Annotated in this window: 17 protein-coding genes, 1 tRNA gene and 1 riboswitch; of the genes, 12 read left to right on the plus strand and 6 right to left on the minus strand. The window is 60.7% G+C overall.

Going from position 1 to position 19,759, the window contains the following annotated elements; translation table 11 throughout:
* Positions 1–99: 99 nt before the first annotated feature.
* Positions 100–312 carry a 30S ribosomal protein S21 gene (gene rpsU / locus C0Z16_RS22395; protein WP_006050883.1) on the minus strand — a complete coding sequence of 71 codons (213 nt, stop codon included), beginning with the start codon at positions 310–312 and terminating at the stop codon, positions 100–102.
* Between the two features lie 360 nt (positions 313–672).
* Positions 673–1,614, minus strand: coding sequence for an aldo/keto reductase (locus C0Z16_RS22400; RefSeq protein ID WP_102634274.1), 942 nt, complete (start codon positions 1,612–1,614; stop codon positions 673–675).
* A gap of 266 nt (positions 1,615–1,880) precedes the next feature.
* Between C0Z16_RS22400 and C0Z16_RS22405 the strand changes: the two genes are divergently transcribed.
* The 10 genes from C0Z16_RS22405 (at position 1,881) to C0Z16_RS22450 (ending at position 12,542) form a co-directional block, all read left to right on the plus strand.
* A complete protein-coding gene (locus C0Z16_RS22405; protein WP_102634275.1) occupies positions 1,881–3,026 on the plus strand; it encodes a flagellin in 1,146 nt (381 codons plus the stop codon).
* A gap of 156 nt (positions 3,027–3,182) precedes the next feature.
* Positions 3,183–4,688 (plus strand): flagellar filament capping protein FliD, encoded by a 1,506-nt coding sequence (gene fliD / locus C0Z16_RS22410; RefSeq protein ID WP_102634276.1) that lies wholly within the window; start codon positions 3,183–3,185, stop codon positions 4,686–4,688.
* Positions 4,689–4,707: 19 nt separating this feature from the next.
* Positions 4,708–5,007 (plus strand): flagellar protein FliT, encoded by a 300-nt coding sequence (locus C0Z16_RS22415; protein WP_102634277.1) that lies wholly within the window; start codon positions 4,708–4,710, stop codon positions 5,005–5,007.
* A gap of 239 nt (positions 5,008–5,246) precedes the next feature.
* Positions 5,247–7,640 carry an O-linked N-acetylglucosamine transferase, SPINDLY family protein gene (locus C0Z16_RS22420; protein ID WP_102634278.1) on the plus strand — a complete coding sequence of 798 codons (2,394 nt, stop codon included), beginning with the start codon at positions 5,247–5,249 and terminating at the stop codon, positions 7,638–7,640.
* On the plus strand, positions 7,637–8,782 hold the full coding sequence (gene vioA, locus C0Z16_RS22425) for a dTDP-4-amino-4,6-dideoxy-D-glucose aminotransferase VioA (protein WP_102634279.1): 1,146 nt from the start codon (positions 7,637–7,639) through the stop codon (positions 8,780–8,782). Before C0Z16_RS22420 ends, vioA begins: the two co-directional genes overlap by 4 nt.
* 5 nt (positions 8,783–8,787) lie before the next feature.
* Positions 8,788–9,486, plus strand: coding sequence for a WbqC family protein (locus tag C0Z16_RS22430; RefSeq protein ID WP_102634385.1), 699 nt, complete (start codon positions 8,788–8,790; stop codon positions 9,484–9,486).
* Positions 9,487–9,659: 173 nt separating this feature from the next.
* Positions 9,660–10,460, plus strand: a complete 801-nt coding sequence (locus C0Z16_RS22435; protein ID WP_244201323.1) for a hypothetical protein — start codon at positions 9,660–9,662, stop codon at positions 10,458–10,460.
* Positions 10,457–10,981: a GNAT family N-acetyltransferase gene (locus tag C0Z16_RS22440; RefSeq protein WP_102634281.1), complete on the plus strand. Its 525-nt coding sequence runs from the start codon at positions 10,457–10,459 to the stop codon at positions 10,979–10,981. The genes C0Z16_RS22435 and C0Z16_RS22440 overlap by 4 nt, the downstream gene beginning before the upstream one ends.
* Before the next feature lie 33 nt (positions 10,982–11,014).
* Positions 11,015–11,800 (plus strand): phytanoyl-CoA dioxygenase family protein, encoded by a 786-nt coding sequence (locus C0Z16_RS22445; protein WP_102634282.1) that lies wholly within the window; start codon positions 11,015–11,017, stop codon positions 11,798–11,800.
* Positions 11,801–11,804: 4 nt separating this feature from the next.
* Positions 11,805–12,542 carry a class I SAM-dependent methyltransferase gene (locus C0Z16_RS22450; RefSeq protein WP_102634283.1) on the plus strand — a complete coding sequence of 246 codons (738 nt, stop codon included), beginning with the start codon at positions 11,805–11,807 and terminating at the stop codon, positions 12,540–12,542.
* Between the two features lie 66 nt (positions 12,543–12,608).
* On the opposite strand, the gene C0Z16_RS22455 is transcribed toward C0Z16_RS22450, so the two are convergent.
* Together C0Z16_RS22455 and C0Z16_RS22460 are read right to left on the minus strand one after the other, a co-directional pair.
* Positions 12,609–13,619 carry a sodium:calcium antiporter gene (locus tag C0Z16_RS22455; RefSeq protein ID WP_102634284.1) on the minus strand — a complete coding sequence of 337 codons (1,011 nt, stop codon included), beginning with the start codon at positions 13,617–13,619 and terminating at the stop codon, positions 12,609–12,611.
* 92 nt (positions 13,620–13,711) lie between these two features.
* Positions 13,712–13,890: riboswitch (yybP-ykoY riboswitch) on the minus strand.
* A 129-nt stretch (positions 13,891–14,019) separates the two neighbouring features.
* Positions 14,020–14,095 (minus strand) — tRNA-Arg (locus C0Z16_RS22460).
* Between the two features lie 284 nt (positions 14,096–14,379).
* On the opposite strand from C0Z16_RS22460, the gene C0Z16_RS22465 reads away from it, so the two are divergent.
* A complete protein-coding gene (locus tag C0Z16_RS22465; protein ID WP_102634285.1) occupies positions 14,380–15,300 on the plus strand; it encodes a c-type cytochrome in 921 nt (306 codons plus the stop codon).
* A gap of 103 nt (positions 15,301–15,403) precedes the next feature.
* On the opposite strand, the gene C0Z16_RS22470 is transcribed toward C0Z16_RS22465, so the two are convergent.
* Positions 15,404–15,994 (minus strand): hypothetical protein, encoded by a 591-nt coding sequence (locus C0Z16_RS22470; protein WP_102634286.1) that lies wholly within the window; start codon positions 15,992–15,994, stop codon positions 15,404–15,406.
* 152 nt (positions 15,995–16,146) lie between these two features.
* On the minus strand, positions 16,147–18,255 hold the full coding sequence (locus C0Z16_RS22475) for a UvrD-helicase domain-containing protein (RefSeq protein WP_102634287.1): 2,109 nt from the start codon (positions 18,253–18,255) through the stop codon (positions 16,147–16,149).
* Positions 18,256–18,675: 420 nt separating this feature from the next.
* On the opposite strand from C0Z16_RS22475, the gene C0Z16_RS22480 reads away from it, so the two are divergent.
* A complete protein-coding gene (locus C0Z16_RS22480; RefSeq protein ID WP_102634288.1) occupies positions 18,676–19,725 on the plus strand; it encodes an oxidoreductase in 1,050 nt (349 codons plus the stop codon).
* The last annotated feature ends 34 nt before the right edge of the window (positions 19,726–19,759 follow it).

Below are 19,759 nucleotides of genomic sequence, written 5' to 3' on the forward strand. Positions count from 1 at the left end.
CCCCCACTCACGCTGCGATCCGCCGCCCAAAAAGCAAAACGGCGATGTGGCTTCTTTCGAAGCTCACACCGCCGTTCTGGCTATGCGGAAAAAGCGTGCTTAGTGCAGCTTCTTCGGCAGCATCTGGCTGCGCAGGCGCTTGTGCAGGCGCTTCACAGCAGCAGCCTTCTTGCGCTTACGTGCCGTGGTCGGCTTTTCATACGATTGGCGCTCACGCAGTTCAGCGATCAGGCCATTCTTTTCGATCGCGCGACGAAAGCGGCGAATCGCCACTTCGAACGGCTCGTTTTCCTTCAGAAGAATCGTCGTCATGTAATTCCTAACTCAATCACTTGATACGGGTTAATTGCGTGGCGGGAGACCGCTCACGCGCCGGCCCTCCGGTCGTGTCGATTCATGGCCAGTAACAGGCAAACGCGGGCAGAACCCGGCCAAACCACGAATGAAACGAGAGGCAAAGCGGCCACGGAGGCCGGAAAAGAGAGGTGTGGAGCTCACCGCGGAACGCGGACAGACGTACCGAAAAGCCGCGCCTGCTGCCGTTTCGCCAACCTTTCATCAACAATAAAACATTGACGAAACAGGCAAAGATCTCAATTCACTCCCGATCATATCAGGAAACTCTCCATGCTACCAGGGGTTTAGGGATTGCGCCAGGCCCTCCGGCGGCGTTCAGGCGCTGGCGTCGTCGAGCTCGCGGATGTCGGCGCTCGTCAGCGTCAAACGAACGGCGGCCACGAGACTCTCGAGCTGCTCGAGCGACGTGGCGCTGGCAATTGGAGCCGTCACGCTCGGCCGCGCGATGAGCCATGCCAGCGCGACGGTCGCCGGCGTGCTCCCGTGCCGCGCCGAAACCCGATCGAGCGCCCCGAGAATCCCCAAGCCGCGCGCGTTCAGATATTTTTCGACCCGGCTGCCCCGCGTTTTATTGGCGAGATCCTCCCGCGAACGGTACTTTCCGGACAGAAATCCGCTCGCGAGACTCCAGTACACGACGACGCCGAGCTGATGGGCGAGCGCCACAGGTTCGATGTCGGTCTCATATTCCGCGCGGTCATACAGGTTGTACTCCGGCTGCAGCACCTGATACTCGGGCAAGCCATGCTGGCGCGACACAGCGAGCGCTTCCTCGACGCGCGCGCCGCTGTAGTTCGACGCGCCGATCATCCGCACTTTGCCCGCTTCGATCAGCCTCTGATATGCCCCGAGCGTCTCGGCGAGCGGCGTCTGTGCGTCGTCGTCGTGGGAAAAGTAGACGTCAATGTAATCGGTTTGCAAGCGCCGCAGCGAGTCTTCGACTGCCGCCTCAATGTTCGCAGCCGACAGCCCCTTGCGCTGCGGATGCTTCGACACCTTCGTGGCGAGCACGATCCTGTCGCGCTTGCCGCTGCGCCGGAACCACTTGCCGATGACGGTCTCCGACTCGCCGCCCTGATTGCCGGACGCCCAGGCGGAATAGACGTCGGCGGTATCGATAAAGTCGAGACCGGCGTCGACGAAGGCATCGAGAATCGAAAATGAAGTGGCTTCATCGACGGTCCAGCCGAATACATTGCCGCCGAACATAAGCGGTGCGACCTGCAATTGCGAGCGTCCAATACGGCGCTTTTGCATGACTTCTCCCGCTTTTCCTCAAGAGAAAAAGAGCATACGCCGCCTTTTCGAATCCCGCAGCGCATGCGCCAGGCAAGGCTGCAAGCCGTTCAGCGCCGGCGCCCGCGTGGCTCGTCAGGCAAAACAATTGGGTCGCAATGACAGAAAGTCCCTCAAGTTTTTTTTAGGAGGGCCGTCAACCTTCACTGAGGCGGCCAGCAATGAACGAGTGCTTCCGCCGATGCCAACGTGGCGTATTGGGCTCAGGCTTATTTAGGAGATTTTCCATGCTCGGAATCAATAGCAATATCAACTCGCTGGTTGCACAGCAAAACCTCAGCGGCTCGCAAAGCGCCCTGTCGCAAGCCATCACCCGCCTGTCGTCGGGCAAGCGCATCAACAGCGCAGCTGACGACGCAGCCGGTCTGGCAATCTCGACCCGTATGCAAACTCAGATCAACGGTCTGAATCAAGGCGTGTCGAATGCGAATGACGGCGTGTCGATGATCCAAACCGCGTCGAGCGCCCTGTCGTCACTGACCTCGAGCCTGCAACGTATCCGTCAATTGGCCGTGCAGGCATCGACTGGTTCCCTGTCGTCGAGCGACCAGGCCGCTTTGCAGAAGGAAGTTTCGGCACAGATCTCGGAAGTGAACCGTATCGCGTCGCAAACGACGTACAACGGCACTAACATTCTGGACGGTTCTGCAGGCAGCATCTCGTTCCAGGTCGGCGCGAACGTCGGTCAGACGATCAGCCTGGATCTCAGCCAGTCGATGTCGGCTGCGAAGATCGGTGGCGGCCTCGTGCAGACGGGTGCAACGGTCGGCACTATCGCCGTGAGCCTCACCTCGGCGGGCGCTTACACGGCAACCGGCGCGGCCATCACGTCGATCAACGTTCTGTCGGACGGCAAGGGCGGTTACACCTTCACCGACCAGAACAATCAGGCAATTTCGTCGGCCGCGACAAGCGCGATCTTCAGCGCAGGTACGGCAGCAGGCTCAGGCACCGCTATCACCACGCTCGCACTGAGCAGTGCCGCACTTCCGACGACTGGCGCAGCGTCCGCAGCAGCCATCGCGTCTGTCAACCAGATCAACGCGATCAACAGCCCGCCGGCAGTATCGGGCCTCGACATCAGCACGGTCACCGGCGCAAACCAGGCAATGGTTTCGATCGACAACGCACTGCAGACCGTCAACACGCTGCAAGCATCACTCGGTGCGGCGCAAAACCGCTTCACCGCGATCGCGACGTCGCAGCAAGCTGAATCGACCGATCTGTCGTCGGCACAGTCGCAAATCACGGACGCCAACTTCGCACAAGAAACGGCGAGCCTGAGCAAGGCGCAAGTGCTGCAACAAGCCGGTATCTCGGTCTTGGCGCAAGCTAACTCCAACCCGCAGCAAGTTCTGAAGCTCCTGCAATAAGAGCTCACGCAGTAACGGCTGTGCGCTTCGCGCAAGCAGGCGCACAGCCGCATTTCAAGCAACGGGAGGCATGCCTCCCGCTGTGCATTTGCCTCATCCGGTGATGTAGCATCGCGCAATACCTAATACAGAATCCCAGACGCCTGGAGCCTCCGCATGTCCACGATCTCAACCACGTCTTCCACTGCGAGCGCGAATGCCGCGCTTCAGTCAGCCGCTCAGTCGATTATCAGCGGCTCGACGGGCAACTCGTCGATGGATGTGTCGACGCTCGTCTCGGCGCTGGTGAACGCGAAGACGGCAGGACAAACCGCGGCCCTTGCGGCACAACAAACCAAAGACAGCACCACGCTGTCCGCCTACGGCGCATTGAGCTCCGCGCTCAGCGCTTTGCAGTCGGGCATTGCGGGCCTCGCTAACGGCACCACGCTGTCCACCTTCGCCGCGACTGCCAGCGGCAAGGGCTTGACCGCGACAGCAGGCGCGGGTGCCGTCGCTGGCAGCTATTCGGTCAACGTCACGCAGATTGCCGGTTCCCAGGCTTTGTCTTCTGCTGCGTTCGGTGCCAGCACCAAACTCGGCACTGGCACGCTCACGATATCGCTCGGCGGCACGCCAATGAGCGTCAATCTCGACGACACCAACAACACGCTGGCCGGCATCGCGTCGGCCATCAATTCGAACGGCAGCAACCCTGGCGTCACGGCCACCGTCGTAACCGGCACGGACGGCGCTCACCTGGTGCTGCGCTCGTCGAACACCGGGGCGGCCAACGTCATCGATGTTTCCACCAGCAACATCACGACCGATAACGGTCTATCCAGCCTGGGTGTGACATCGACCGCAAGCACGACCGGCGGCGTTTCGACAATCGTCTCGTCAGATACGAGCAACGCCTGGACGCAAAGCGGCGTGGCACAAGACGCGTCGTTCTCGGTCGGCGGCATTGCGGCGACAAGTGCGAGCAACACTGTGACGACAGCGATTGCCGGTGTCACGATGAACCTGACGGCCGACTCCGTCGGCACAACGCAAACGCTGACGGTCTCACAGGACACGACAGCGCAAAACACCGCCATCACCAATTTCGTCAGCCTGTACAACACCGTTGTGACGACGATGGCCTCGCTGAGCTCGTTTACCGCCGGCTCCAGTTCGCAAGGCCCACTGCTGGGCGATTCGACACTTCAGACAATCAGGAATCAACTGGCAACGATTGTCGGCGGCTCGGTCGGCTCCGGCAGCACCGGCAGCACCTTGGCCGCGATCGGTATCAAGCTGAAGGACGACCCGGCGGACGGCACGATGGTCGTCGACAACAACGCGCTGAACGCGGCGCTTCAAAGCAGTCCGGCCACCGTCGCATCGCTGTTTAATTCGACCAACGGTATCGCTCAGCAGTTGAACACCGCCATCACGAGCTTCACGCAGACCGGCGGCATTATCGACACGCGCAACACCGCATTGAATGCCGACCTGAAGAGCATTACAACCCAGCAGACTTCGCTTGCCGACTACACGACGCAATTGACGAACCAATATCAGGCGCAGTTCACCGCACTGAATACCCTGATGGCGACGATGAACAACAACTCGCAATATCTGACGGCCCTATTCGGCGGCACCAACAGCGCGGGCGCGCTGGCCACCAACAAGAGCTAGGTAAAAGGAGCCGCCCAATATGAACCAGACGGAATTGGTCGAACAGTTGCTCGCCATGACAGAGGCAATCAAGCAAGCAGCCTCGCTCGCCGACTGGCCGCAAGCGGCTCGTCTGACCGAGGAACGCGTGCCGCTGCTGATGTCGCTCAGTGCGGACCAGCAACCGGGCGCGCTCGACATGATTCGCCGGATTCAGGCAATCGACGCCGGGCTGATTGCCGATGCACATACCTTCCGCACCGAGCTCGAGTCGGAGTACAACGCCGCGATGACTCGTACGAAGGCTGCCGGCGCCTATCAGCAAGTCGCCCGCTTATAGAGGCGCGCGCGCGAGCCGCCCGACCCGTCGGCCGCTTGACCGAACAATAAGAACTACGTGCCAGATGCAATGGCACACTCGTTCTCTCAGCCCGCCTTGCGCGGGCTTTTTTCTTGCCGCCCGGTCCTCGGCTCCTGCGCCATACGCTAAACAGGCGGGCTTTTCACCGTCATCTCCGCGCATCGGAAACCCCTGCCCGGTCGCACAATTTCTTCCATAGACCATTCCGCGTTGAGACCATGACTTTCCTGTACGAACAGCCGACCGTTGAATTTTCGACGCCCGAGCAGCAACTCGAGCAGGACATTGCCCTCGTGTTGCAAACCGCACTGGCTCATCATCACAAGGGGGAATTCAGCGACGCGGAAGCGCTTTATCAAGCGATCCTGGAGGCGAAGCCGCAGCACGCGGACGTTCTCTACAACCTCGGCGTGCTGCTGGGTCAGACAGGCCGTTCGAAAGACGCATTGGCCCACTTCGAATTGATTCTCGGCCTGCAGCCGAATAACGGCCAGTACTGGGCGGCGTACATCAGCGCGCTCATCGACGCGGGTGAGACCGCCGCCGCCTGGCTCGCGCTGGAAATGGGCCAGAAGCAAGGGCTGAGAGGTCCGGCGGTGGACGGGCTGATTGTTCGGATGTCGAACCCGGGCAGGGTCATCGCGACGCGTCCCATCTCGCCAGAACCCGAACAGGCGAAGAACGGCGCGAACGCCGGAACAGACGCTGACACGGTGAACGCAGCGTCAGAGCAGGGAAAGTCCACCATTGCAGCGGGGCGGCGGATAAGCCAGCAGGAAACCAGCCGATTCACCTCGCTGTATAACAAAGGACAAATCGCCGAGGCCGTCAAGCTCGCAAGCACCTTTACCCAGCGCTTCCCTCTCGACGGTAACGCCTGGCGTTGGTTAGGAATCGCGCTGCACCGTCTTGGCAAGTACGACGAGGCGCTGGTCCCGTTGCGCAAGGTTGCTGAACTGCTGCCCGACGAACTGGAAAGCCGCACGGTCCTCGCTGACATACTTCGTTTGAAGGGACTTCCTAAGGACGCTGAAGAGGTCTGTCGCGCGATCCTTGCAATCAACGTTGACCATGCCGAAGCACATCGAATCATCGGTATGTCGCTGCTGCAACAGGGGCGTGTGGCCGAGGGCCTGGCCGCCTCGCGGCGCGCAATCGAATTGGCGCCGGATAATTCCAGCATGCTCAACACGCTCGGTGTGCTACTGCTCGATCTCGGCCTGGTGACAGAGGCTGAGCAAAGTTTTCGGGTTGCGCTGGAGAAGGACCCGAAAGATGCCATCGCGGCCAACAACTTTCTATTCGCGTTGACTCATGATCCTGAAGTCGATCACGAGACGCTTTTCGCGGAACACCGCAACTTCGCCAAACAGCACGAAACACCATTGCGCCCGCAATGGCCGCGCCATGCCAACAAGAAAACGCCGGACCGAAAGCTGAAGATCGGCCTGGTCTCAGGCGACCTGTTCCGGCACGCCGTCGCATCCTATTTGCTGCCCATCATGGAGCTTCTGGCGAAAGACCCGAGCGTGTCGCTTCATGTGTACAACAATCACATTGCTGAAGACGACTACACTCACTTGCTTCGAAACTGCGCCGATGAATGGCACCAGATCACTGGCATGCCGGACGCCCGGTTGGCCAACAAGATTCGCGACGAGCGCATCGACATTCTGATCGACCTGTCCGGCCACACTGGCCGCAATCGGCTCCTTACGTTCGTGCGCAAGCCCGCGCCAATCCAGGTGAGCTGGCTGGGCTATCCCGCCACGACCGGCCTTAGCTCGATGGACTATTACCTTGCGGACAGGTTCGGCGTGCCGTTCGGTGCTGCCGAGCGCCTGTTCTCGGAAAAGATTGTCCACTTGCCGGCGAACGCCACGTTCCTGCCGGAAAAGAGCGCACCACCGGTCAATATCCTGCCGGCCATGCACAACGGCTATGTGACTTTCGGCAGCTTCAACCGGTTGAACAAATTGCGCGCTGACGTGATCGCGCTCTGGGCCCAGTTGCTTCACGCCCAACCGACGTCGCGCATGTTGCTGGGCGCCATTACAACCGACGAAGATGAACAGCTTCTGATCAAATGGTTTGCCAATGCAGGCATCGGTCCTGAGCGTCTCATGTTCCGCCGCCGCTCGAGTATTCCGGTCTACCTGCAACAGCACTTTCACGTTGACATCTGCCTCGACACCTTCCCTTACACGGGTTCGACCACGGTGCTGAACTCGCTGTGGATGGGCGTGCCGACGTTGACCATTGCGGGAGACACATTGCCCAGCCGCGCCGGCACCACGTGGATGTCGCACGTCGGGCTAGAACAGTTTCTTGCCGCGGATAAAGAAGATTTCGTCAGGAGGGGCGTTGCATTATCTTCGGACCTCCCCGCACTCGCCGCGCTTAGAACTGGCTTGAGAGAGCGCTGCAACGCGTCGGCTGCATTCCGGCCAGAGGTGGTCGCCTCGGGACTCTCGCAGGCGTTGCGAATTATGTGGAAACGGTGGTGTGAAGGCCTGCCGGCCGTCGCTTTCCAGGTGTCCACGGAAGAGGCTATTGCCGCCACCGCCACGGTCGGCGTGAACGCGCCGTGCGAAACAGGGGAAAACAAGTGAACGCTGCCTTACCGCACGGCGCCATAGTGCCACGCATCGACGAGCGCATTTACGTCACCCAGCCACATCTTGCGCCGCTAGAAGAGTTCATTCCCTATCTCCAGCAGATCTGGGACAGCAAGGTGCTGACCAATGGCGGTCCGTTTCATCAACAGTTCGAAGCGGCGCTGTGCAAATATCTCGGCGTCCGTCATCTCGCGCTGTTCACAAACGGCACGCTTGCACTGCTCACCGCTCTCCAGGCGCTACGCATAACCGGCGAAGTGATAACAACGCCTTACTCGTTTGTGGCTACCGCTCACTCGCTGGTTTGGAACGGCATCAAGCCTGTCTTCGTAGACGTCGATCCCCAGACGCTCAACCTCGATCCAGCCAAAATCGAGGCAGCGATCACCCCGCAAACCACCGCTATCATGCCTGTGCACTGCTATGGGAAGCCGTGCGACGTCGACGCGATTCAGAAGATCGCGGACAACTATAACCTCAAGGTGATTTACGACGCGGCTCACGCTTTCGGCGTGCAGACGGAAAGCGGCAGTGTGCTGGAGCATGGCGACCTCGCCGTGCTGAGTTTCCATGCAACGAAGGTCTTCAATACGTTCGAAGGCGGCGCAATCATCTGCCAGGACGCCAAGACAAAACAGCGCATTGATCACCTGAAGAACTTCGGATTTGTGGACGAGGTGACCGTTGTGGCGTCCGGCATCAACGGCAAGATGAGCGAAATCAACGCTGCTTTCGGCCTGTTGCAACTGCAACATATTGACGAGGCACTGGCACGGCGCGCCCAGATCGACGCGATCTATCGCGAACGGCTGCGTGACATACCAGGCATTCGCTGCCTGCCTAAGGCCGGAGAAAAAGTGGCGAACCACTCATACTTCCCGATTCTCGTCGGCCCGGAATTTCCTCTCAGCCGTGACGCGCTGTATCAGAAGTTTCGCGACCACGATATCTTTGCGCGCCGCTATTTTTATCCGCTGATTTCGGACTTTCCAATCTATCGCGGCCTGCCTTCCGCGAGCCGCGATAACTTGCCTGCCGCTCATGCCGCGGCACAACAGGTACTGTGCTTGCCGATTTTTCCAGCGCTGACAGACGGCATGCTCGACCGCATTATCGGACTCATAGCGGATTGCTGAACGTCATGAAGCTTGCAATCATGCAGCCCTATCTGTTCCCGTACATTGGATATTTTCAGTTGGCGGCGGCAGCCGACAAGTTCGTCTTTTACGACGACGTCAACTTCATCAAGAACGGGTGGATTAACCGCAACAGGGTGTTGCTGGGCGATGAAGTCCGTTATCTGACCGTGCCGCTTAGCGGCGCAAGCCCTTTGCTGAAGATAAACGAAGTCAGGATCGAGCCACATGAGCGCTGGTTGCGCAAGTTGCTCGAATCCATCCGCCACGCCTATGCGAAAGCGCCTCAATATCCAGCGGTTAGCGCATTGATCGAGCGGATCCTTACGACGCCTTTTGAGACTATCGCTGCACTCGCCTCGCAGACGGTCGTGGAAATCTGCAAGTACTTGGGCGTCGGCCCCGAATTCGTGCCCTCATCGGCAAAGTACTGCAACGCAGAACTGAAGGGAATTGATCGGGTACTCGACATCTGTGAAATAGAACAGGCGACCACATACATCAACCTTCCTGGAGGCCGAGCGCTTTACGACAACCACGCGTTTTCCGCGCGCGGCATCGAGCTCGCTTTTATCGAACCGAACCTCCGCCCATATGCACAATTCAACCACGACTTTCGTCCCGCACTTTCGATTCTCGATGTACTGATGTTCAATAGCGCACAGCGCGTCAGAGACATGCTGCCGGTAGCGGTGGACGCATGAATCCACGCGAGCCGCGCGCCATCGGCGGATATTTTGAGCTGGAGCTGGCCCCGTCCGCGGCCACTCTTCACGCCGGATCGCTGCGCTTTCAGTCGTCCCGCGCAGCATTTCTAGCGCTGCTTCGTTCCATGCGTCCCACTGCCGTCTGGATGCCTTGGTACATTTGCGATGCAATGCTCGAACCCCTCCGCATGAGCGGCACACCGATCAAACGCTACGGACTCGATTCGACGCTGCGCCCGCAACCGGTCGAACTTGCGCGCGACGAGTGGTTCGTCTACGTCAATTATTTTGGCCTATGCGGGCACCAGGTCAGCGACGTACTCAGTCGGTTCCCGAGGGAGCGCGTCGTGATCGACAATGCTCAGGCGTTGTTCGCACAGCCGACCGATTGCCTCGCCACGCTTTACTCGCCGCGAAAATTCCTCGGCGTTCCAGACGGGGGATACCTCGTGACGCAGCAGCAGATTGAAATGCCAACCGCGATTGACGATGCCTCGCTGCTGCGTTGCAACCATCTGCTGACCCGACTCGCGAAAGATGCCGAAGCGGGTTACATCGACTACGCGGCGGCCGAAGAGAGCCTGAAACACCAGGAGCCGCTGCGAATGTCGGCATTGACTCGTCGCCTGCTCGCCGGCATCGACTACGAAGCCGTGCGCGCACGCCGAGTCGCCAATTTCGCTTTTCTGCACGAAACGCTGCAACGCTATAACTCCTTCAAGTTTCCGTACGACCCCGAGGCAGTACCGCTCTGCTATCCGTATTTCGGAGCGCCGTCCGGACTGCGCGAAGAACTGCAGGCCGAGCGCGTCTACACGCCCACGTATTGGCCGGACGTTGCATCCGCAACAGGGGTGCCGGCGTTCGAACGCGATCTGCCGGGTTCCGCGCTGTTTCTGCCGTGTGATCAACGCCTCTCTCGCGAAGATCTCTTCCCAATAGCACGACGCTTGCTGAGTCGAGTAGCATGAGCAACGACATGATTTTTTTGCGCGAAATCGAGCGCGGCGACTTGCCGACTATCAATGCGTGGCGCGCAGATAAAGCACTGGTCGGTCTGTTAGGCGGCGCCTTCCGTTACGTAGGCGCCGAGGTCGACAGTAAATGGTTCGACACTTATCTCTGTTCCCGCGCAGGTAATGTTCGACTTGCAGTGTGTCTTGCGTCCACAAAAGAAGTGGTTGGCGTGACGTATTTGCTGGGGATCGACTGGGTGAACCGTTGTGCGGAATTCTCTATTCAGATCGGTTCGCAGCCTGCGTGGGGGCGCGGGATTGGCGAGGCCGCGACGCGCCTGACGCTCGAGCACGCATTCGACGACCTCAATCTTCGCCGCATCTCGTTGACGGTGCTGGCGTCCAACACTCGTGCTATCGCTCTGTACGAGAAAGTGGGTTTTCGTACTGAGGGTCTGCTTCGCGAGGCTGTCTTTAAGGGCGGCAAGTACGTCGACGTCATTCCGATGGCCATACTGGCCACCGATGTATCGTGACTCCTTCACTTTGTCCGCTGCCGCGCCTAATTCATGAATACCACTGACGCCCAACACGACATCGAGCTTGCCACCGCAGGCTGGACAATTATTCCCCGGCTGATCGCCATTACGCTGATTGATTCGTTGATCGGCGCGCTTCCTTCTTCGCTGGCGCTGCGCGACGAAATCAGGCAGCGCAATGGCGTGCTGGAAAATAGTGCGGGCACCCTGCACCACCTGCTGATGGACGATGAGTGTTACGTCGAATTGCTAGCGCAACTGGCGGTGCTGCAACCAATTTTTCGGCATTTTTTCGCGGGCAACTTTGTTCTTAATTCATATGGCGGCGTCATCAATGAGCGCGAGTCCCGGTCCTACGTGCAAAGCGTGCATCGCGACATCCGCTTTGGCTCCGACTCGCGGCGCTTCATGCTGAACGCGTTGATCATGCTCGACGATTTCACGTTGGAAAATGGCGCGACGCACGTTCTCTCGCACTCTCAAAACGTTCAACAGCAGCCGGCCGACGAAGACTTTTATGCCAATGCCTCGCGCGCCATCGGCGAACGCGGCTCAGTTCTACTATTTGATTCGCGGATGTGGCACGCCACCGGACGCAACATGACAAGCGCGCCTCGCCGCGCGCTCACATTGACGTTCACGAGCCCATTTTTTAAACCGCAGTTGGACTACGCTCGCTTATTTGGCTATAACAATCTCGATCGCTGCGACCCTTGGATGCGTCAGGTACTTGGCTTCAACGCTCGTGTGCCGACGTCGCTCGATGAGTTCTATGTTCCGTTGGAGCAGCGTTTCTATCAACGTGGACAGGATTGATTACATGGCCAGGGACTACAACGCGGAAGCACGGAATCATCCAGACCATCGCTACGCTTACGAATTCGACTATCTGATGCACGAGTACATGCTTCGGACATTGTCTCCGTTTTTCGTTGAGGGCAACGCGCTGGAACTAGGGTGCTTCGAGGGCCATTTTTCTCATCTTCTGGCACAGCGTTTTGCTTCCGTGGAAGTCGTCGAAGCATCAGCGGACTGCATACCGGTCGCCTCAGAGAAGGTCAAACGGTCGGTCAAATTCCATCACTCGACGTTCGAGAAGTTCGAACCGACGCGACGATATGACAATATTTTCCTGATCCACACGCTCGAACATCTCGATCATCCGGTAGAGGTCTTGCGCAGGATCGCCGGCTGGTTATCCGAAGGCGGCCGCCTGTTTGTCGCAGCGCCGAATGCGCGCGCCGGATCGAGGCAAATCGCTGTCAAGATGGGGCTGATCGACCATCCGGCTGCAGTGACAGCAGCGGAAGCGGCACACGGTCACAGGGTGACATATTCAATCGACACGCTGTGCGCCGATCTACGCGCCGCCAAGTTGCGCCTGGTTACGGAAGGTGGCGTTTTTTTTAAGGGTCTTGCCAACTTTCAGATTGATGCCGCATTGCGTGCCGACATCATATCCAAGGAGTATCTTGACGGCTGTTTTGAGCTAGGGCGCGTTTATCCCGACCTGTGCTCCAGTGTGTACGCGATCTGCGAACGCGATATTCTCAAGTGATCCGCATGCGGGAACATACGTCCGGTTCGACTGGCGATGACCCGGGATGGAAGCTCGCCTACTTGATCAGCGGCTCAACGTAATCGCCAGATAAGTGGCGTAAAGCACACCACAGACGAGCAGCGCCCACACCGGCACCCCGCGCTCACGCGCGTTGGTCCGAAGCCATGCGGCCGCCGCGAGCGTAATGACGATACCCGTCACGACCTCGATGCGCGGCGTCCACGGCGTGAGCAGAATGCCGATCGCAGGGAGCAGCGTGCCCTGAAACACCATCGCGCCGGTGATGTTGCCGAACGCCAGCGTGTCCTTGCCACGGCGAATCCACAGGATGCTGTTCACCTTCTCCGGCAGCTCGGTGGCAATCGGGATGATCAGCAACGACAGCAGCAGCGGAGACACACCGAACACCTGCGACACGCCCCGCACGCCATGGATGAAGCCTTCGGCGCCCCACACCAGCAAGGCGACCGCGAGCGCGAGCTGGATCGCGATAGTCGCGAGATTGGTCGGCACCCCAAGGCGCGCCAGCATCATCTTGCCGGGGGCCTCAGTCCCGTGGCCCGCGTCCACCAGATCGTTCGAAGCACGGAAGGTCGCCACGACATACGCGACGTACACGCCGACGAGCGCGACGCTGAACAGCGCGCGGACGATTCTCTGCTCATGCGGCACGTACATGGCGGCGGCGGCCAGCAGGAACGCGAAGAGGAAATAGTTGAGGTCGCGCGTGAAACCCGAGCGCTCGGGCGCGACGCGCCCGCCGATGCCGCGTGAGCGCAGAACGGCGAGTGTCATCAGAAAGGTGGACAGCGTGGAAAGCATCAGCGGTGCGCCGAGGATTGCGCCGACGCCGATTTCCTCGTTGACGGCATGATCAGCCGTGCCGCCGATGATCGCGATCAGCGGCACCAGCGTCTCGGGCAACGCGGTGCCGACCGCTGCAAATAGTGAGCCGGTCACGCCTTCGGAGATATGGAGGCGCTCGCCAAGATGTTCGAGCGCGTTAGTAAAAAGCTCGGCCGCCACCAGAATGACGACCAGCATGACGGCCAGTTCGAAGAGAAGACTCGTCATGCGCGGCTCCCGGCATCGACGGGAAAGGCGCGGCGCGGCAGATGGCGCGGGATGAAGCTGGGCAGGGGACAACGTGATTTCACAGTGGCTCCGCGGTCGGACGTAAGACGAACCAATGACGCACCGCGACTCGTCCGACCCGAACGAAGCAGTACGCCAATGGTCTCGCCAAACCGACCGGTCGAACGCGCCATGACCTGCAGGCCAAGTATGTTGACGCGCTCTCCTTCATGCGTTGCGTGAAGGAAGGCTACTCCCCAGTGACCCGGGGGATTCTAACGGGAGTGGGCGTGGGCAACAAGCTTGTGGGGGGCAGAAGCGGGGCTGAGTCGTGCTGAAAATGAAAAAGGGCTTAGGCGCACAGACCTGAATAAACCCTTGATGCTGAACCAACGTTTGTTGGTGCGCCCGGCTGGGATCGAACCAGCAACCCCTGCCTTCGGAGGGCAGTACTCTATCCATTGAGCTACGGGCGCTTCAACACGAAAGCGCGGCAACCTGAGCGGATGCGGCGCCAAAGCGAGACCGAAAGGATACCCGGTTTCGGCCATACCGTCCACCGGACGGCCCCGGCGGCCATTTCCGGCGCTTTTCCGCGCCTTCCCGCCACTTCGCGCGATGCGGGTAAACGCCTGCTGAACGCCTCGCCGCGCCCCTCGCCGCCGTCGAAAGCTTGCGTCTATAATCGTCCCTGGCTGATTAAGAAGAAGAAGTTGCCGTCGCGCTGTACCGCTCACATACCCACGGAGACGAGACAAGCATGAGCGAAGCACCACACGGAGCCCCGATCAAAACCCCAGGACAGCTCATCGCCGCGGTCATCGCCGGGTTTGCTGTGCCGATCGTCATCATTGTTCTGCTGGCTTACTACGTCGACAATTCGACCCGCACAGGCGCCGGCACAGACAGTCTCTCCGAAGCCGAGGTCACGGCTCGCATCAAACCCCTCGCCCAGGTCGACATTCGCGACGCCAACGCGCCGCGCGTCTACAAGACGGGCGAAGAAGTCTACAAGGCGGTCTGCGCGGCCTGTCATGCGTCGGGTGCGGCAGGCGCGCCCAAATTCACCAATACCGCCGACTGGGCGCCGCGCATCTCGCAGGGCTTCGATACGCTGTTGCACACGGCGCTCACCGGCAAAGGCGCCATGCCCCCGCGCGGCGGCACCAGCCCGGACGATTACAGCGACTTTGAAATCGCCCGCGCAGTGACCTACATGGCGAACAATTCGGGCGCGAGCTTCCCGGAACCGGCGCAACCGGCCTCGGGCGCAGCAGCGGCATCGGGCGCAGCGGCATCTGGCGGGGCTGCGGCGTCTGGTGCTGCTGCAGCAGGTGCATCGGATGCTGGCGCGGCTCAAGCCGCCGCTGCAATCGCAGCCATGGCAAGCGTGCCGCAAGCCGCCGCGCCGGCAGCCGGCGCGACGCAAAGCGCGGATGCATCGCAGGCAGGCAAGGCCTTGTATCAGCAGGTTTGCCAGGCATGTCACGCGGCCGGCGTGCTGAACGCGCCGAAGTTCGGTGACAAGGAAGCCTGGGCCCCGCGTCTGAAGGAGCCGATGGACACGGTCTACAACTACGCGTTGCACGGCAAGGGCGCCATGCCACCCAAAGGCGGCTCGACCGCCTCAGACGCGGACGTGAAAGCCGCTGTCGATTACATGGTCAGCGCGGTGAAGTAACGCCCGTTCACTACCCACGCATAGACATCGGCGGCGCTTGCCGCACAGCAAAATCCCTGCAACGCAGTCATGCGATGCAGGGATTTTTTCATGGGCGATGAATTCAGGCGCGTGACTGTCCGCTCTCAGGCGCGTCGGCGGGACAACTGAATGCTTCGACAAACGTGAGCGCCGGCGTACTGCGCGCATGCTCGGTGAAACGCGTCTGCAAGTCGGCCGGCGCGAGCCACGGATAGCTCAAGCCGCCCTGCAACGCGTGAAGCAAAGCGCCATCGGCGTCGGGCACCACGTCCATGCGAGCAATGTGAATGTGAAAACGGCTGACGGCGGGCGTGTCATCGAAAGCCCATCGATACACGCCGTGGCCCACGCGTAATGCACCGGTCGCCGGTTCGCGCATCATTACGAGCCACGGCAGCGGGTCGATCGCGCCCTCGCGTACCGTGATCGAATCGCACACGTAATACGTGCGGCAACGCGTGTACGTCGCGCCGAAATCGGTGACAAGCGTCTTCGTGATCGCGTCGATGCCGACCGTGCGCGCGGGAAACGCAATGTTCGACGTCGCCAGAGAAATGGTGAGCACGGCGTCAGAAGTGAACGCGTCGGACATGCGTTGCGCGCGCGTGTTGTCTTTTGCGTCGATGTAGGCTTCGAGGGCGCGGCGATACGGCGCGAGCGGCAGCGAGGTCATGCGGGCGGTCTCCGGTTGGCGTGCTCGAAGGTGCGGGAACGTGCGACCGACTAGCCGCGCCACTGTAGCGCGCACATCCACGGAAACAGCCGAAGCACCTGCCGCGCGCGGGGTCTTGTCGCTTGAACCAGGCGCGGCCGGATACGCGTCCTTCAAGGCTTCTGCAACAGCGCCTTCAAACTCGCGAGCCGGTCTTTCGGCGACATCGGCGCTTCCTCGGGCGTCGGCGGCGGCGCATCGTCGAGCAGCATTTCGGGGATGAACCGCGACGGCTCGCACACTACCGTCTCCCGCGCGCGCTTGCGCTTCTTGCACCAGTTGAGATGCAGGCTGCGCTGCGCGCGCGTGATCGCCACATACATCAGGCGGCGCTCTTCCTCGATGCGCGCGTCGTCGATCGGTTCGTCTTCGGCACCGCCCCGATGCGGCATGATCCCTTCTTCGACGCCCACAAGAAACACGTGCGGATACTCGAGTCCCTTCGACGCATGCACGGTCGAAAGCCGCACCGCGTCCGGATCTTCTTCGCGGCCTTCGAGCATTGACATCAGCGCCACCGTCTGGATTAGGCCCAGGAGATTCTTGCCGGTATCGCCGAAACCGTCGGCGGTGTCGTAACCGGTTGCCTCGCTGTTCGCCGAACCAGCCGAGCCCGCCGAACCCTCGGGCTCAGCCTTGGTGCCCTTGCGCTTTAACCATTCGATGAACTCCAGCACGTTCTGCCACTTCGATTGCGCCTGACGTTCGTCGAAGGCGTCATAGAGATACGCTTCGTAGTGGATCGCGTCCATCAACTCGTCGAGCAGCGTGCCGGCCGCGTCTTTTTCGGCGCGATCGGTGAGGCGCTGCATGAAGTCGCAGAACACGCGCATCGGTTCGATCTGCCGCGGCGACAAACGCGCTTCAATGCCGCCCATATACACCGCTTCGAACAACGACACCTTCGCCTGCCCCGCGAACGAGCCGAGCGCTTCGAGCGTCGTGTTACCCACGCCACGTCGCGGCGTCGTGATCGCGCGGATGAACGCGGGGTCGTCGTTCGCGTTGGCGATCAGGCGCAGGTATGCGCAGATGTCCTTGATCTCGGCTTTGTCGAAGAACGACTGGCCGCCCGACAGCACATACGGAATCCGCTCACGGCGCAGCACCTGTTCGAAAATGCGCGCCTGGAAGTTGCCGCGATACAGAATCGCGTAATCGCGGAAATTCGCGCGACGCTCGAACTTGTGCGCGGACAGACGAAACACGACCGATTCCGCTTCGTGCTCTTCGTCGTTGCACCCCGTGACGGTGATCGAGTCACCCATGCCGTGCTCGGACCACAGCTTCTTTTCGAAGAGCTTCGGGTTGTTCGCGATCACGTTGTTCGCGGCCGTGAGAATGCGCACTGTCGAACGATAGTTCTGCTCGAGCTTGATGAGATGCAGCTTCGGGAAATCCTTGCTGAGTTGCCCGAGATTTTCCAGCGTCGCGCCGCGCCAGCCGTAAATCGCCTGATCGTCGTCACCGACCGCTGTGAACGCCGCGCGCTTGCCGGCCAGCAGCTTCACCAGTTCATACTGGCACGCGTTGGTGTCCTGATACTCGTCGATCAGCAGATAGCGCAGCTTGTTTTGCCAGCGGTCTCGCACCTGTTCGTTCTTCGCAAAGAGTTCGGCGGGCAAGCGGATCAGATCGTCGAAATCGACCGCCTGGTACGCGTGGAGCGTCGCCACATAATTGCGATACACGATCGCCGCCTGATGCTCGTCCTCGTTCGCGGCAATCGCAATCGCCTCTTCGGGCATGATGAGCCCGTTCTTCCACAGCGAAATGATCGACTGGATCTTGCGGATGAAACCCTTGTCCGTCGAGCCGACCTGCTCCTGGATCATGCCGAAGCAGTCGTCGGAATCCATGATCGAGAACTGCGGCTTGAGCCCGACGTGCTCCGCTTCCTGCCGCAAAATCTGCACGCCGAGCGAGTGGAACGTGCAGACCGTCAACTGGTTGACGGGCACTTTGCGGCCTTCCTTGCCGGGCGTCGTCAGCGTCTTGCCTTCGAGCAGTTTGCCCACGCGCTCGCGCATTTCCGCCGCGGCTTTGTTCGTGAACGTGACGGCGGCGATATGGCGCGGCTCGAAACCCTTGGCCTCGATCAGGTGCGCGATTTTCTGCGTGATCACGCGCGTCTTGCCGCTCCCTGCGCCGGCGAGCACGAGACATGGACCGTCAAGATAACGGACCGCTTCATTTTGAGCGGGATTCAGGCCTGCGGACATCGTCTGTGGATGGGATGCTGTTGAAAAACGGCGGTTGAAAAACGGCTGTAAAAGCGGCAGTTGAAAGCGGCGCTTGAGGGCGCTGCGGTGCGCAGCTTGCTGGCGGTGAACCCGGCGGTAAACCGCGCGGCGCGCGCTGCGAGAACGCCTGGCCCGCACGGTGCGAGGCCCGTCCAGCCCGCCGCGGTTCGCGCGAGAGGAGCGATGTTAACACGAGCAGGCGACGGAGGAATCGGCGGATAAAATCCGCGCATCAATTCGGCGGATGAAGCCGCTCGATCAACAGCGCTGCCACGACGTCGCGCGAAAAACCGACGCGTGGCGCCGCCGCAGTTCGCGTGCAACACATGCCACAATGACGGCGTTGCGCGCCGCCGCCGCGGTGGCAAAGCGGCGCGCCGTTTTTGCAGGAAGACACGCATGTCCGCATCGCTGAAAATTGGATTGATGGGCTACGGATTCGCCGGCGCGACGTTCCATGCGCCAGTGATCGAGCACTGCGGGCGCGCGAGCGTCGCCGCCATCGCGACCGGCAAGCCCGAACTCGCGCTTGCCGATTATCCGCACACCAAGGTGGTGGCCGACCTGGACGCGCTGCTAGCGCTCGACGACCTCGACTGCGTGGTGATCGCCACGCCCAACGACACGCACTTCGACCTCGCGCGCCGTACGCTGGAAGCGGGCAAGCACGTCGTGGTCGACAAGCCGGTGACGCTCACCGCCGCCGAGGCTCACACGCTTGCCAACATCGCACTCGCGCGGGGCAAGCTCTTCGTGCCGTTTCACAACCGTCGCTGGGACGGCGATTTCCTGACCGTGCGCGATCTGCTCGCGAGCGGCGAGTTGGGGCGCGTCACGCACTATGAATCGCATTTCGACCGATTCCGGCCCGAAGTGCGTCAGCGTTGGCGGGAGGAAGCTTCGCGCGGCGGCGGCTTGCTGTTCGATCTTGGGCCGCATCTGATCGACCAGGCGCTCGCGTTGTTCGGCGCGCCGCAGACCGTGTCGGCGTCCGTGCGCACGCATCGCGATCAGGCGAGCGCTCCTGACTACGTGCATATCCAGTTGGGCTACGGCGAATTCGAAGTAGTGCTGCACGCGAGCGCGCTGACGGCGATCGTCGCGCCGAGGTTTGCCATTCACGGCACGCGCGGCAGTTACGTGAAGTACGGGCTCGACACGCAGGAAGATCAGTTGAAAGCCGGCCTGCGTCCCGGCGACGATGGCTTCGCCGCCGGCAATGCCGCGGGCGTGCTGCGCGTGCTGGACGGCGATCAGGAAGTGGAGCGCGAATTGCCGACGCGCAATGGCGACTATGTGAGCTTCTACGTCGCCCTCGCCGATGCGATTCAACACGGCGTGAAGTTCCCCGTCAGCCCGCAAGACGCCGTCGACGTGATGACGATTATCGAGCTCGCCGCGCGCAGTTCCGACGAAGGCATTCGCTTGCCGTTCGAGCGGATTCGCTAAACGGCGTTGCGGTTTTGCGGTTTTGCCGGCGTAA

It is taken from the genome of Paraburkholderia rhynchosiae (assembly GCF_002879865.1).
Lineage (GTDB): Bacteria > Pseudomonadota > Gammaproteobacteria > Burkholderiales > Burkholderiaceae > Paraburkholderia > Paraburkholderia rhynchosiae.

Coding starts and splice junctions, on each gene's coding strand:
- rpsU (WP_006050883.1), bottom strand. CDS start 312: ATGACGACGATTCTTCTGAAGGAAAACGAGCCGTTCGAAGTGGCGATT.
- C0Z16_RS22400 (WP_102634274.1), bottom strand. CDS start 1,614: ATGCAAAAGCGCCGTATTGGACGCTCGCAATTGCAGGTCGCACCGCTT.
- C0Z16_RS22405 (WP_102634275.1), top strand. CDS start 1,881: ATGCTCGGAATCAATAGCAATATCAACTCGCTGGTTGCACAGCAAAAC.
- fliD (WP_102634276.1), top strand. CDS start 3,183: ATGTCCACGATCTCAACCACGTCTTCCACTGCGAGCGCGAATGCCGCG.
- C0Z16_RS22415 (WP_102634277.1), top strand. CDS start 4,708: ATGAACCAGACGGAATTGGTCGAACAGTTGCTCGCCATGACAGAGGCA.
- C0Z16_RS22420 (WP_102634278.1), top strand. CDS start 5,247: ATGACTTTCCTGTACGAACAGCCGACCGTTGAATTTTCGACGCCCGAG.
- C0Z16_RS22430 (WP_102634385.1), top strand. CDS start 8,788: ATGAAGCTTGCAATCATGCAGCCCTATCTGTTCCCGTACATTGGATAT.
- C0Z16_RS22435 (WP_244201323.1), top strand. CDS start 9,660: ATGCTCGAACCCCTCCGCATGAGCGGCACACCGATCAAACGCTACGGA.
- C0Z16_RS22440 (WP_102634281.1), top strand. CDS start 10,457: ATGAGCAACGACATGATTTTTTTGCGCGAAATCGAGCGCGGCGACTTG.
- C0Z16_RS22445 (WP_102634282.1), top strand. CDS start 11,015: ATGAATACCACTGACGCCCAACACGACATCGAGCTTGCCACCGCAGGC.
- C0Z16_RS22450 (WP_102634283.1), top strand. CDS start 11,805: ATGGCCAGGGACTACAACGCGGAAGCACGGAATCATCCAGACCATCGC.
- C0Z16_RS22455 (WP_102634284.1), bottom strand. CDS start 13,619: ATGACGAGTCTTCTCTTCGAACTGGCCGTCATGCTGGTCGTCATTCTG.
- C0Z16_RS22465 (WP_102634285.1), top strand. CDS start 14,380: ATGAGCGAAGCACCACACGGAGCCCCGATCAAAACCCCAGGACAGCTC.
- C0Z16_RS22470 (WP_102634286.1), bottom strand. CDS start 15,994: ATGACCTCGCTGCCGCTCGCGCCGTATCGCCGCGCCCTCGAAGCCTAC.
- C0Z16_RS22475 (WP_102634287.1), bottom strand. CDS start 18,255: ATGTCCGCAGGCCTGAATCCCGCTCAAAATGAAGCGGTCCGTTATCTT.
- C0Z16_RS22480 (WP_102634288.1), top strand. CDS start 18,676: ATGTCCGCATCGCTGAAAATTGGATTGATGGGCTACGGATTCGCCGGC.